Annotated in this window: 9 protein-coding genes; 4 read left to right on the forward strand and 5 right to left on the reverse strand. The window is 66.2% G+C overall.

Going from position 1 to position 14,197, the window contains the following annotated elements:
- Nucleotides 1–478: serine hydrolase (locus JHD67_RS14550; RefSeq protein ID WP_199099950.1), on the forward strand; the 478-nt coding region annotated here is incomplete at its 5' end.
- Here the strand turns inward: JHD67_RS14550 and JHD67_RS14555 are convergent.
- Both JHD67_RS14555 and JHD67_RS14560 read right to left on the reverse strand, forming a co-directional pair.
- Nucleotides 462–2,045 (reverse strand): winged helix-turn-helix domain-containing protein, encoded by a 1,584-nt coding sequence (locus JHD67_RS14555; protein WP_199099951.1) that lies wholly within the window; start codon nt 2,043–2,045, stop codon nt 462–464. The genes JHD67_RS14550 and JHD67_RS14555 overlap by 17 nt on opposite strands.
- Nucleotides 2,046–2,103: 58 nt before the next feature.
- Entirely contained in the window at nt 2,104–2,898 is a 795-nt protein-coding gene (locus tag JHD67_RS14560) for an undecaprenyl-diphosphate phosphatase (protein ID WP_199099952.1), read from the reverse strand.
- A 205-nt stretch (nt 2,899–3,103) separates the two neighbouring features.
- On the opposite strand from JHD67_RS14560, the gene JHD67_RS14565 reads away from it, so the two are divergent.
- Together JHD67_RS14565 and glnA are read left to right on the forward strand one after the other, a co-directional pair.
- Nucleotides 3,104–4,804, forward strand: a complete 1,701-nt coding sequence (locus JHD67_RS14565) for a DUF6311 domain-containing protein (RefSeq protein WP_199099953.1) — start codon at nt 3,104–3,106, stop codon at nt 4,802–4,804.
- A gap of 184 nt (nt 4,805–4,988) precedes the next feature.
- On the forward strand, nt 4,989–6,404 hold the full coding sequence (glnA, locus tag JHD67_RS14570) for a type I glutamate--ammonia ligase (RefSeq protein ID WP_199099954.1): 1,416 nt from the start codon (nt 4,989–4,991) through the stop codon (nt 6,402–6,404).
- A gap of 153 nt (nt 6,405–6,557) precedes the next feature.
- On the opposite strand, the gene JHD67_RS14575 is transcribed toward glnA, so the two are convergent.
- Nucleotides 6,558–8,117 carry a glycosyl hydrolase family 39 gene (locus JHD67_RS14575; RefSeq protein ID WP_199099955.1) on the reverse strand — a complete coding sequence of 520 codons (1,560 nt, stop codon included), beginning with the start codon at nt 8,115–8,117 and terminating at the stop codon, nt 6,558–6,560.
- Nucleotides 8,118–8,284: 167 nt separating this feature from the next.
- Here JHD67_RS14575 and JHD67_RS14580 point away from each other — a divergent pair, with 167 nt between their 5' ends.
- Nucleotides 8,285–10,129 (forward strand): family 43 glycosylhydrolase, encoded by a 1,845-nt coding sequence (locus JHD67_RS14580; protein WP_199099956.1) that lies wholly within the window; start codon nt 8,285–8,287, stop codon nt 10,127–10,129.
- Here the strand turns inward: JHD67_RS14580 and JHD67_RS14585 are convergent.
- A complete protein-coding gene (locus JHD67_RS14585) occupies nt 10,126–11,505 on the reverse strand; it encodes an FUSC family protein (protein ID WP_199099957.1) in 1,380 nt (459 codons plus the stop codon). The genes JHD67_RS14580 and JHD67_RS14585 overlap by 4 nt on opposite strands.
- Before the next feature lie 279 nt (nt 11,506–11,784).
- Nucleotides 11,785–14,181, reverse strand: a complete 2,397-nt coding sequence (pbpC, locus tag JHD67_RS14590) for a penicillin-binding protein 1C (protein WP_199099958.1) — start codon at nt 14,179–14,181, stop codon at nt 11,785–11,787.
- Nucleotides 14,182–14,197: the final 16 nt, after the last annotated feature.

The raw sequence follows: 14,197 nt of genomic DNA on the forward strand, positions 1-14,197 counted from the left end.
GGTGGTGGAACGGGCCACCCACCAGCCGCTGGCGCGTTTCGCCGCCGAGGTGTTGGAGCGTCCGCTGGGCATCACCCAATCGCACTGGAACACCTCGCCGCTGGGTGTCGGCATGGGCGGTGGCGGCACGCGCTATCGCAGCCGCGATCTCGCCAAGTTCGGCCAGCTGGCGCTGGACCAGGGACGCTGGCAAGGCCGCCAGATCGTGTCGGCGGATTGGGTGCGGCGCATGCTGAGCGTGCATGCGCAGGCACGCGAGGATGCCGACTATGGCTACCTGTGGTGGTGCTTTCACTTTCCAGTGAAGGGTGTGCAGCAGGTTGCCTGGGCGATGTCCGGCAACGGCGGCAACTACGTGTTCGTGATGCCTTCGCAGCGCCTCGTGGCGGTGATCACCAGCACCGCGTACAACCAGCGCTATGCGCATCCGCAGTCGCAGGCGATCTTCCGCGACTACATCCTCAAGGCACTGCCGTAGCGTTGCGCAGTTCGGGCGGGCACCAGTCGGCGGCCAACACCTGGGCGCGTTGCGTCGCCGCGCGACGGCTGATGGTATCGATCGCCGCCGCGTAGGTGGGGTGGTCCGCCAGCGGCTGCAGCAAGGGGGAGATCTGCAGATAGGCCCGGTCGCTATAGCCATCGGCCACGGCCTTCGCCACGGTGGCGGCCGCCTGATCGCGCTGGCCGCGCGCCTGTTGCAGCATGGCCAGTTCCAGGCGGTCGGATGGGTAGCCGGTGCCGCTAGCCATCGCCCTGGTCATGCTGGCGATGCGTTCATCCAGCCAGGCGGGTGCGGGTGGCGTGTCGGCATGCAAGGCCGCCAGCGTGGCGGGCAGGCTCATCTGTGGGCGCAGTTGCACGGCCTGGGCAAATGCGGTGTGCGCCGCCGTGCGGTCGCCGCGCAACAAGGCCAGCTCGCCCTCCAGCACATACAGCGCCACGTGCGGTGTGTGCCGCGTCATCGCCTCATCCAGCGCTTGCTGCGCTTCGCCATAGCGACCTTGCAGGAACAGGTGTTGCGGCCAGGCGATGTTGGAGAACACATTGTCCGGGTTGAGCTGGAAGCTGTGCCGGAAGCGTTCCTCGGCGGCAGCGGTAAAGCCGAGCAGATCGAGTTCGCGGGCGATCTGTACCTGGCGAAAGCGCACCTTGCTCGCATCGCCGCGCATGTCGAGATTGGCGTGCAGGGCGTCCACCAGCGCGCCGCGCTCTTGATACAGGTAGGCGGCCGATGCGCGGCTGGCGTCATCGCCGGGATCAAGCACCACCGCCCGTTGGTACGCGTCGATGGCAGCCTGCATCTCACCGCGGCAATCGTGGGCATAGGCCAGCGCCGACCATGCCGGGGCGGACCGCGCATCGCGCTTGAGCGCGGACTCGGCCAGCCGCTGCGCCGAAGTCGTCCAGGTGTAGTCGAAGTTGTAGAGGCAAACGCGCGCGCTATAGGCACGGCTCAGCCCGACCTGGGCGGCGATATCGTCGGGCGCCTGTGCCAGCACTTGCTGGTAGAGCTCGATGGCGCGTTCGTTGTTGTCGCGCTGGCCGATGCCGGCGTAATAGGCGGCGCGCTGCAGCAGCTCCTGCCGGGCACTGGTCGGCGCGGTGGTGGGCGCATGAGCGCGCTGCCACCACCATGCACCGGCACCGCCCAGCGCGACGATGACCAGGGCTAGCGCGATTAGCCACCGGCCTGAAGCGCGGCGCGGCTTGGGCAGCGGTGTTTCCAGTGCCTTCGGCGGTTCGCATAGCTGATAACCGCGCCCGCGCACCGAGCGGATATAACGCGGTGCGCGGCCGTTGTCGCCCAGCGTTTGGCGCAGTAGCTTCACGCGCTGGGTAATGGTTTCCTCGTTGACCACCGCTGGCGCCCACACCTCGGCCAGCAGCGTGTCGAAATCCACCACGGCATGGCCGTGGCGCAACAGGCAGGCAAGCAGCTGAAAGTTCAGGCCGTGCACGTCCAGCGGCGCACCATCGCGGCTTACCCGCTGGCGCGCCAGGTCGATGTGTAGATCCAGCCATTGATAGTGCTGCGGTCGTTCCATGCCCGTCGTCGCCGGCAGAGAGGCGGCGACTATGGTTTCACGGATCGCAGCGGCGCGCTCAACCGCCGGCCGGCAGCCACAGCAGCAGGGCGACGCCCAGCGCGATGCGGTAGATCGCGAACGGGGTGAAGCGGTGGCTGCGGATATACCCGAGCAACCACTTCACCGCCACGAAGGCCACGATGGCCGACACCACGAAGCCCACGCCGAAGGCGGTCCAGTCTTCGTGCACGCCGCCTCCCTTGAACACCTTCAGCAGTTCGTAGCCGGTGGCCGCATACATGGTGGGAATGCCCACCAGAAACGCGAATTCGGTGGCCGCCGCGCGGTTGCTGGTGCCCGCCAGCATGGCCGTGAAGATGGTGGCGGCCGAACGCGAGGTGCCCGGGAAAATGCCCGCCACCATCTGCGCGATGCCCACCAGGATCGCCACACGCCAGGTCACGCCGCTGCGGTCGGGCTGCTTCGCCGCCAGTCGTTCGGCCGCCAGCATCCAGACACCGCCGATCACCAGCGCCCACGCCACCGGCGTCACCGCTTCAGGCAGTTTGAAGCCGAGCTTCACGGCAATAAAACCGAGCACTGCCGTGATGAGGAAGGCCACGGTGAGCTTGGCCAGGTAATCGCGGTTGGCCGGGTCACGCCACTGCGTGAGCAACTGCCAGATGCGGCTCCAGTAGATAAAGGTGACCGCCAGGATGGCGCCGGCCTGAATGCCGACGTTGAATAGTTCCGAGCGCTCGCCCAGGCCGAACTTCTCGGCGATCAGCAGGTGCCCCGTACTGGAGATGGGCAGGAACTCGGTGATGCCCTCGATGATGCCGAGCAGGATGACGTTGATCAGATCGCTCACGAAAACTCCAGGAGAAGGCGCAGGTGGCCGGCCGATACGAAGCGCCATAGCTTAAGGGAAGCGTGCGAAGAGTTTGCCTGTGCGGACAGTGCCGTCAGCGCGCCGCCCCTTGGTGTGCCCAGGCCTGCCCGGCTACTCTCAGCGCCTTGTTTCCCGTGTCCGCATGTTCCTGCGGTGCGCGCCGTCCACGTCAGGCGACCTTTGCATGTTCTCCACGCACCCGCGGCGCGACCGCACCGCCCTTTTCGGATTGTTGCCCGTGCTGTTGGGCGTGGCCGCCTTTGTGCTGGTGACGGGCGGCAACCTGTTCGTACCGGGCAACGTGCTGTGGTTGCAGCATCAGGATCTTGCGCAAAGCTACCTGGGCTGGGCGTTCTATCGCCACGATCCGTGGAGCTGGCCGTGGGGCGCCAATCCGTCGTACGGCCTGGAGATCCATTCCTCGGTGTACTACTCCGATTCGATTCCGCTGCTGGCGATGCTGCTCAAGCCGCTGTCGCCGTTATTGCCTGAGCCGTTCCAGTACTTCGGCCTGTGGGTCTTGCTGTGTTTCGTGTTGCAGGCGGTGTTCGCGTGGCGCTTGCTGGCGCTTGCCAGCGATAGCCTCCCAGTGCGCTTGCTGGGCAGCGTGTTCTTTGTGCTGGCGCCGCCGATGTTGCTGCGCCTCGGCGGGCATATGGCGCTGTTCGGACAGTGGTCGATCCTCGCTGGACTGTGGCTATACCTGCGTCCATCGTCACGGCCCCGTTTCGCGTGGACGGCGCTGGTAGCCGTCACCATGCTGATCCATGCGTATCTGTTCCTGATGGTGACGCTGCTGTGGATGGCTGATCTGCTGCGACGCGCGCTGGAGGATCGCGCCGCGGCAAAGGGCTCGTTGCTGCGGTCGTGCCTGCGCCAACTGCCTGAAGTGATGCAGGTGCTGCTGGTGACTGGCGTGGTGGCCTGGGCGGCGGGCTTCTTCATGGTGCCGGGTGGTGGCCAGGCGGCCAGCGGTTTTGGCTATTACAAGATGAACCTGCTGGCGCCGTTCAATGGTGCGGGTTGGTCATGGTTTGGGCTGAGCGCGCCGCAAGCCGCCGGCGAATACGAGGGCTTCAATTACCTGGGCCTGGGTGGTTTGGTGGTGTGCCTGCTGGCGTTGTTGGTGCAGGTGATCGAGCGCCGCCGCGCGTCATCGTCGCGTCGTCGTGTGTGGCCGCTGGCGGCGGTAGCGCTGGTGTTGACCGTGGTAGCCATTACCCAGCATGTGGGCGTGGGCGCTTGGCAGGTCACCTTGTCGTTGCCCGCTTGGCTGGAGCGCAAGGTGTCGCATGCCTCCATCCAGTCCACCGGGCGGCTGTTCTGGGTGGCTTATTACGCGTTGTTGCTGTGGGCATTTTTCACGCTGGCGCGGGTGCTGTCGGCGCGCGCGCTGGCGATCGTGCTGGCCGTTGCGCTGGTGCTGCAGTTGGCCGACCTTTACCCCGGCCTGATGCAGTTGCATCAGACGCTGGTGCAACGCACCCAGGTGGCCGATACCGCACGTTTGCATGGCCCGTTCTGGGATGCCGCCGGCCAGCGCTATACGCGCTTGCGACGGGTGCCCACACGCGTGCTTGCGCCGGGTTGGGAGGTGCTGGCCCGCTACGCGCTGGAACACCGCATGGGCACGGACGCCGTGCAGGTGGCGCGCGTCAACTGGAAGCTGTTCAACCGCCTGCGCGATGAGCAGCTGAAGCGCATAGCCGACGCCACGCCCGAGACGCAGACGCTCTATATTCTCGACGATGCGTTGGCGGCGACGGTGGCACGGTCGGCCAGGCCGCAGGACGCCGTGTTCCGTCTGGACGGTTGGAATGTGCTGGCGCCTGCGTGGGGCGGGGCGCTGCCGGCAGGTGCGGTGGATCTGAAATCCGCGCCCTGAGCACCATGCGCGCCGCGCGGCGGTGGTGCAATATGGCGCCTGCGTTTGTTCTAAGTTGGTGCAATTGGTCGCGTCGAAACGCTGCGAAATGTCATTAAGTCTCTGATTTACTAAGTGATGCCGGCTTGGCACGGCCTTTGCCAAACAACGTTGCATTTACCCCCTTTATCCGTCGAGGTTGTCCATGTCGTCCGCCGTCCAGAAAGTGCTCGATCTGATCCAGGAACACGAGGTCGAATTCGTCGACTTCCGTTTTGCCGACATGCTCGGCAAGCATCACCACGTGACGTTCCCGGCCCATGCCATCGACGAAGGCACCTTCGAAGACGGCAAGATGTTCGACGGCTCCTCGATCGCCGGCTGGAAGGGCATCAACGAGTCCGACATGATCCTGATGCCGGACCCGGACACCGCCTACCTCGACCCGTTCAGCCAGCACACCCAGATGGTGCTGCATTGCGACGTGCTCGAGCCGTCCACCATGCAGGCCTACGGTCGCGACCCGCGCTCCATCGCCAAGCGCGGTGAAGCTTTCCTCAAGTCCACCGGCATTGCCGACACCGCCTTCTTCGGTCCGGAGCCGGAGTTCTTCATCTTCGACTCGGTGCGCTGGCAGAACGACATGGGCCGCGTGTTCTACGAAATCGGCTCGGAAGAAGCCGCGTGGAGCTCGCGCTACAAGTACGAAGACAACAACACCGGCCACCGTCCGGGCGTGAAGGGCGGCTACTTCCCGGTCAGCCCCGTCGATTCGCTGGGCGACCTGCGTGCCGACATGTGCAAGGTGCTGGAGTCGCTGGGCCAAGTGGTGGAAGTGCATCACCACGAAGTGGCCAATGCCGGCCAGTGCGAGATCGGCGTGAAGTTCAACACGCTGGTGCAGAAGGCCGACGAACTGATGACCATGAAGTACGTCATCAAGAACGTGGCCCACCAGAACGGCAAGACCGTCACCTTCATGCCCAAGCCCATCGTGGGCGACAACGGCAGCGGCATGCACGTGCACCAGTCGCTGGCGAAGGACGGCAACAACCTGTTTGCCGGTGACCTGTACGGTGGCCTGTCGCAGACCGCGCTGTGGTACATCGGCGGCATCTTCAAGCACGCCAAGGCCATCAATGCCTTCGCCAACTCCACCACCAACAGCTACAAGCGCCTGGTGCCGGGCTTCGAAGCTCCGGTGATGCTGGCCTACTCGGCCCGCAACCGCTCGGCCAGCTGCCGTATTCCGTACGTGTCCAGCCCCAAGGGTCGCCGCATTGAAGTGCGCTTCCCCGATCCGATGAACTCCGGCTACCTGGTGTTCACCGCGCTGATGATGGCCGGCCTGGACGGCATCATCAACAAGATCGACCCGGGTGCGCCGGCCGACAAGGATCTGTACGACCTGCCGCCGGAAGAAGAGAAGAACATCCCGCAGGTGTGCTCCAGCCTCGACGAAGCGCTCAACGCGCTCGACAAGGATCGCGAGTTCCTCAAGGCCGGCGGCGTGTTCACCGACGACTTCATCGATGCCTACATCGAGCTGAAGATGAAGGAAGTCACCGCCTACCGTGCCAGCACCCATCCGCTGGAATTCCAGATGTACTACGCGCTCTGATCGCGTAACGCAACGTGGGGTAGAGGGGGCAACGGGCGCTTTGGCGCCCGTTGTTTTTTTGCGTCCGTGCGATGGCTGCACGCGTGCGGTGACAACGGCGGATACAAAAAAGCGCGCGACACCGCGAGGTGCCGCGCGCTTGGTGGTTACCGCTTAGTGCAGCTCAACGACCACCAGGCCCTGCGGCGGGATGTCGATGCTGAGCTTGCCGTTCTGCAGCGTGGCGGATTCCGACGGCGCCAGCTTGCCGGCCTCGCGCAGCTGCGCGATCTGCTCGCGGCTCGGCCAGGCCGGGCGGCCCATCTGGTCGAACGTGGCGACGGCGTTGCCGTGGGTCTGGTCCACGCGCCACACGGTGGCTTGTGCCTGGCCGGTAAGGTGCTTCACGTCCACGTCGAAGTGCTTGGTGCCGCCCTTGGGCTCGCCCACCGTATAGCTGGCGGTGTCGCCCACCGGCGCGGCGTAGTTCCACAGTGCCAGCACCACGGTGCCATCGGCGCGACGCGTGGCGAGCGCGCTGTCGGACTTCAGCGGCAGCTGCTGGTCACCCAGCTTGTGCAGGATGGCGAAGGCGTTGAAGGCCGGCTTGGGGATGCGATCCGCGGCGATCAGGCCAAAGCCACCGTAGAACGGCGTCTTCACCACGCCCTGTTCCTCGAACACGTCGGAGAACGACCAGTAGCTCATCATGTCCACCTTGCCCGCGCATTGGCGAATGGTGTTGGCCATCCACGGGCCCATGAACGTGGTGTCGGTGACGTTGGGCAGGTTGGCGTACGAGGCGTTGTATTCGCTGAAGATCAGCGGCAGCTTGGGGAACGGCGAGGCGACGATTTCCTTGTGCACCTTGTCCACCGAGCGGCACACCATGTCGGCGCGCGAAATGTTCTCGTTGGTCTTGAACACATTTTGCGCGGTGTCGTCGCCGTACACGTGGCTGCTGACGAAGTCGATCGGCGCATTCACCTCATGCACGTGCTTGAGGAACTCCGGCACCCACGCGGCCTGCGCCGTGCCGGGGCCGCCCACGCGCAGGCGGCTGTCCACGCCCTTGAGCGTACGCGCGGTGCGGTCGTACAGCTCGTAGTAGGAATCCTTCTCGGGCGTGCCGCCCCAGAAGGCGAGGTTGGGCTCGTTCCACACCTCGAAGTACCAGCTGGAGACTTCCTCGATGCCGTAGCGCGCGATCAGGTGCTGGGTGAAGGCGCGCATCATGGCCTCCCACTCGGCCCAATCCTTCGGCGGCATCACGTTGGGGTGGTACCAGAAATCGTGCACGCGGTTAACGTCGGAGCTCAGCTCCGGCGGCATGAAGCCCAGTTCCACGAACGGCTTGACGCCGCGCTCCAGCAGGCCGTCGTAGATCTGATCCACGTAGCTGAAGTTATAGGCGATCTTGCCCTGCGCATCGCGGTACACCACGCCCACGTCGCGATCGAAGATGCCGTGGAAGCGGATGTACTCGAAGCCGGTGGCGCCGTGCACCGCTTCCAGGTCCTTGCGGTAGTTGTCGCGCAGCGCCAGCGAGGCGCGGCCCGAACCGAACATCTGTTCCCAGAAGTGCGGCAGCGGCGTGCTCTTGGCGGTGGCATCCACGCGCAAGGCGACGGTGTCGTTGCCGGCGGGGGCGGCCTGCGCGGTGCCCAGCAGGGCAAGGCAGACGGCAACGCAGACGCCAGTGGCGAGACGACGGAACGGAGACTGGACTGGCATGGCGGTCCTCAGGGGTGGGTGGATAGTCGGCCGCACGTGGCCGGGTTAGCATGTAAACGTTTACATGCGAGTCAGGGAGTCTCGTACATCCCGACCCGTTCAATCAATACGGGGGCATGTCGGCCAGCCCGGCCAGTGCCCCGGTCGCCATGCGAGGGGAGTTGCCGATGCCCAGCCCAACCTGCCGCGCCACGCGTCTGCTGGCTGCCCTGGCCCTGACGTTGCCGCCAGGCTTGGCGGCCGCCGCCGAAGGCCGCACCTGGGCCAACCCGGTGGATCTGGACTATCGCTACAACTTCGAGCAGATGAACGAGGGCATCTCCTACCGCACCGGCGCGGACCCGGCGGTGGTGCGCTTTGGCGATGCCTATTACCTGTTCCTTACGCTGGCCGATGGCTATTGGCGCTCCACCGATCTGCTGCACTGGCAGTTCGTGGCGCCGGATCGCTGGCCCTTCGACAGCGAAGTGGCGCCGGCCACCCTGGTGGCGGACGGCAAGCTGTTCCTGATGCAGGCGGCCACCCAGCCGCGTCCCCTGCTGGTATCCACCGACCCCGCCCATGGACACTGGGCGTTCTGGACACGCCAGTTGCCCGCCGTGCCCGGTGCGGTGTTCAGCGAGATGGAGCACGCGCTGCGACCCGGCGAGCTGCCGCCGGGTCCGTGGGACCCGGGCTTGTTCCAGGACGAAGACGGCAAGACCTACCTCTACTGGGGCTCCTCCAACGTGCATCCGCTGTACGGCGCCCAGCTCGACCTCAAGCCGGGCGACGCCGCGCAGGGTGAGGGCAAGCGCTTGGCCTTCGTCACCCCGCCGCAGCCGCTGCTGGCGCTCGATCCGGCACAACACGGCTGGGAGCGCTTTGGCCAGGACCACACCGACGAACACACCGCGCCCTTCCTGGAAGGGGCCTGGATGAATCGGGTGGGCGATCGCTACTACCTGCAGTACGCGGCGCCCGGTACCGAATACAACGTGTATGGCACCGGCGTGTACGTGGCGCGCGGCCCGCTCGGCCCGTTCGAATATGCGCCGTACAACCCCGTCGGCGAAAAGCCCGGCGGCTTCGTCACCGGCGCGGGACACGGCTCTACGTTCCAGGACGCCCATGGCAACTGGTGGAACACCGGTACCTCGTGGATCGGCAGCAACTGGACCTTCGAGCGTCGCGTGGGCCTGTATCGCGCCGGCTTCCATACGGACGGCCAAATGTGGGTGGACACGCGCTTCGGCGATTTCCCCCAGCGCATGCCCGACCATCGCCTGGCCGACAGCGAGGACACCTTCAGCGGCTGGATGCTGCTCTCCTATCGCAAGCCCGCGAAGGCTTCCTCTGCGCTACCCGATTACCCCGCCAGCAACGCAACCGACGAAAACCCGCGCAGTTTCTGGGTGGCCGCCAGCAACACGCCCGGACAAACCCTCACCGTGGATCTGGGCGGCGAGCGCAGCGTGCGCGCGGTACAAGTGAACTACGCCGACTACCGGTCGAACCGCTACGGCGACGCTCCCGATCTCATCACGCAGTTCCGCCTGCTGGGTTCGCGCGATGGGCGGCATTGGGACACGCTGGCCGACCTTTCGCGGGAAACGCGCGACCACGCCAATGCCTATGTGGAACTGAGCCAGCCCGCGCGCATCCGCTACGTGCGCTATGAACACGTGCATGTTGGCGCGCGCACCCTTGCCATCGCCGATCTGCGCGTGTTCGGCAACGCCGATGGCGTCGCACCACCGGCGCCCACGCTCACCGTTGCCCGGCGCCTGACCGACACGCGCGATGCCGACATCGCCTGGACGCCGGTACCCGGCGCGGTGGGCTACAACGTGCGCTGGGGGCTGGCGGCCGATCGCTTGCACGCCACCTATCAGCGTTTCGCCGATCAACCCACGCAACTCACCCTGCATGCATTGAACAAGGGCGTGCCCTATGTGGTGGCGGTGGAGGCCTTCGACGAGCGCGGCGTGTCCGTGCTCTCGCGCGTCGCCACCTTGCCGGCAAGCCCTTAGTGATCCAGCGTCTGACGCAATTGCAGCAGGGCGGGCAAGAGCGTGTCGGGTTCGCGCAATGCCTTGCGCGCAGCGCCCACTGCCTGGCGCACGCGGCCCGGCGTCTGGCCCTGCTCGATCAGGGCGATGGCCGGCGTACGGCAGGCGAGCAGCGCATCGATCCAATCGGCCGGGTGCGTCGCGCGCAGGCGCCGGGTCGCCCAGCGACTGGCACGGAACGGCGGCCGGATCAGTTCCACTTGCGCGAGCGCGGCCACGAAGCGCGCGGGCGTGCGCGGCGCCGCGTTCGGGTCCAGTGCCTCCGCTAACGCGGCCAGCGCATCCGCCAGGCGACGCCGCAACACATCGGTGGAACGCACTGGCAAAACCCACCATGCCGCGGCGAGGCCGATTACCGCGCCTATCACGATCTCCTCCAGGCGCTGCCACAACATCGCCACCGGCGAGTCCCCCGCGAAGCCCTGCAACAACGCCAGCGCCAGCGTCACGAACAACGCCCACCACGCATAGCCGAACGGGCGCAGCCACACGCCCATGAACAACGCGCCCAGGATCAGCATGCCGGTAAGCGCAGGGTGGTCACCCGCGTGCACGCTCAACGACAGCGCCAGCACCGTGCCCGCCGCCGCACCCAGCACGCGCAGGCCGCTCTTATAGGCCACATCCAGTCGACCGCGATTGCCGCTGTTGACGATAAAAGCCGTGAGCACGATCCAGCCCCAACGCTCGGCAAAGCACAGGTAGCCCACGACGAAAGACACCGCCAACGCCACCGCCATCTGGATTGCCATGCGCGTGCTCGCCACGGGGCGCATGGTGCTGGGCTGGCTGGCGCTGGGTGCCGCCATCGCCTCGTCGATCGTGGTGGCGGGCAGACGCCCCAGCAGGCGATGCGCCACGCTCACCCACAACAACGCTAGCAGCGCCACCATGATCGGCACCAGCCACCGTGGCAGTGGCCCAACAGGCGTGGCATGCACATGCGGCACGGTGAGCAGCACGACAAAGGGCAACGCAATCAAGCTACCTGCGCGGCGCGCCATCGGGCCAAAGCGCCGCAACCAGATGGAGACGAACATACCCACCACGAACACTGCGGCGCCGATCCAGCGCACATGCAGCAGCAACAGCCCCACCCCCACCGCCGCCAATCCCACCACGGGCAATACAAATGCCGCCTCCACGCGACCTCGCAGATCACGATCGAGCTGGCTGCGCGAGAGCGACAAACTCAGTACCACCGCGAGCACGCAGGTCTGCACGCCGGGCGCAATCAACAACGCACTCCCCAGCGTGAGGAGCACCGCCAACATGGTGACCACCGCTTCCCACAGGGCGGGCTTGAGCAGGTGCCATGGGGTGTGGGTGTGGGGCATGCTGGCGTCCGTGCGCGTGGTGAGCGTGGGGACTATAGCGGGAGGCGATGACAGGCTCTTGCGATCCCAGCGATGTTTGCTGGCGCGCGCGCCGTACCTCGCGCGCACCTGCACCGTCGTCGCTGCGAGAGCGGGAGGGGGCTTTTCAGCCGCCGCAGGCGAGCACGCTGGCCACAACGCCAGATCAAAAGTGAAAGACACCAGCTGACCAACCCTCCGGCGATCAAAAAGCCCCTGCTTTGACAGGGACGACGGTGTAGGAGAGGGCGAGGCGGAAACCTAATCCACCACACCCACCCTCAACGCCCGCACATCGCTGCGCCCCCGATCATCCACCACCCGCACCTCGTAACTCCCCGCCGCCCCCGGCTGCCAGAACAACGACTCTCCCGGCGTCGAGCGACCGACGAAGGCATCGTTGACGAACCAGTACATCTCGCGCACGCCCGCATCGCCGTTGGCGCTGAGAGCAATACGGCTATCGGTGGGTGACTTCAGGCGCATCGCGTACGTGCTGCCGCGCAAGGGCGAGGTGATGGCGGGCGGCTCGCCATCCGGGTCGCCGCTGTTGAGGCAGTGCTCGTTGCGCGGGGGCGTGCGGCGCGGCATGCCGGCTTGCACGAACACGCGTTGCAATTCGGACGGCCAAAACTCATACACCTCGATATGCGTGTGCTTGTTCGCATAGGGCGGGCAGGCGGGTTGGCCGGTGGCGTCGTCGATCACTACCGGACGATGCACCTGGCTTACGCGGATGGGTGACTTGCCGGGGATGAACCACGTCTTGCCGCGTTGCGGGCACCACTGGTTGGGCAGGTCGCCGCTGGCCAGGCAGATCTCCACGCGGCGCAGGTTGGGTGGCATGTGGTGGATGGGTTCGGCCAGGCCGGGCTGGGCGGCGGTGATGGCATCCACCATCTGGAAGAACAGCGGCGCGGCGGCTTCCACACCCACGAATGCAGGGTTGCTGCTGCCATCGAAATTGCCCACCCATACCACCAGCACGTACGGGCCGAAGCTGCCGGCGGTCCAGGCATCGCGGAAACCCCACGACGTGCCGGTTTTCCAATACACCGGCAAGCGGTTGGGTTGCGCGCCGGTGGTTTCGTCGGGGCGCGGATTCTGCCGCAGCATGTCCATCACCATGAAGCTGGATTCTTCGCTGAGCATGCGTGTGCCCGGGCTCGCCGGGTCGCTGGCAAGCAGGCGCAGCGGGCGCAGTTCGCCGCGGTTGCCGAGCATGGCGTAAAGGTCGGCAAGCTCCTGCATGGTGACTTCACCACCGCCCAGCACCAGCGCCAGGCCGTAGTGTTTCTCGCTCGCCATGCGGCTGATGCCGGCGTCGCGCAGGAACTGGTAGAAGCTTGGCTGCTGCAACTGGGAAGCCACCCACACGGCGGGAATATTGCGGCTGCGCACCAGCGCTTCGGTGGCGGTGACCGGTCCGAGGAAATGCCCGTCGAAGTTCTCCGGCGCATACGGGCCGAATGCCGTGGGCACGTCGCGCAGCACGGTCTGTGGATGCAGCACGCCCTGGTCGAAGCCCAGTGCATAGATGAAGGGCTTGAGCGCGGAGCCGGGCGAACGCTTGGCGAGCGTACCGTTCACCTGGCCCTGGATCTCGGCGTTGGCGTAGTCGGCCGATCCCACCATGGCCTTGATGCCCATGTCGCGCGTATCCACCAGCATGGCCGTGGCGTTGCGGATGCCGCGCCCCTGGTTGCGCTCGATGTAACGGGCGATCTGTCGCTCCAACACCTTCTGCAAGGGCAGATCCAGCGTGGTGGTGACGCGGCTGTCCTGGCTGGCCTGCGCCACGCCGCGTCGCGCGGCCAATACCTGATCCACCGCGTGTGGCGCCTCAAAGGGCAGCTGCGCGAGGGGGCGCAGGCGCAGCGGTAACGCGAACAGTGGCTGCAGGGCGCGATCCTGTGGATGCGCGCGTACCCACCGCGCATACAGGCGATTACGCGAGTCGCGCAGGCGCGCGCCGATCACGGCGCTATCGACGCCCGCTTGCAGGCGACGGGTGGGGTCTTGGGGGATCACCGCGAGGGTGAGCGCTTCGGGCAAGCTCAGTGCGGCGACGGGCTTGTCGAAATAGGCCACGCTGGCCGCGCCCACGCCTTCCACATTGCGACCGTAGGGCGCGTAGTTGAGGTAAGCCTCCAGAATCTGCGCCTTGGGGTAGAACAGTTCCAACTGCAGCGCATGCGCCACCTGCCGTGCCTTGCCCAGCGGCGTGCGCGTGTTGAGCCGCCACAGCAGGCGCGCCAGCTGCATGGTAACGGTGGAGCCGCCTTGGCGATTGCCGTGGCTTAGGTAGGTGACCCAGGCGCCGCGCGCCAGGCCGTAAGGGTTGAAGCCCGGGTGCCAGTAGAACCAGCGGTCCTCGTGCATCAGCACGCCCTGCACCAGCGCGGGCGACATGTCCTTCAGCGGCACCCACAGGCGATAGCGATCGTCACTGGCGAGTGTGAGGCGCAGCAGTCGCCCGCGATCGTCGTACACCGCCGTGGAGGAGGGCAGCCAATCGTGCAGCGGCTTGTGTGGCCACAGCCGGCAGCCCACCAGCAGCAACGCGACCAGCGCGGCGCCGACCAGCCAGTTCTGCCAGCGATACAGCCAGCGCCCCACGGCGCGGCACCCACGGAGGATCAGCGGAGGTACGGTCATGCGTCACGCAGCCGGC

It is taken from the genome of Dyella sp. ASV21, from assembly GCF_016428975.1.
Classification (GTDB): domain Bacteria; phylum Pseudomonadota; class Gammaproteobacteria; order Xanthomonadales; family Rhodanobacteraceae; genus Dyella.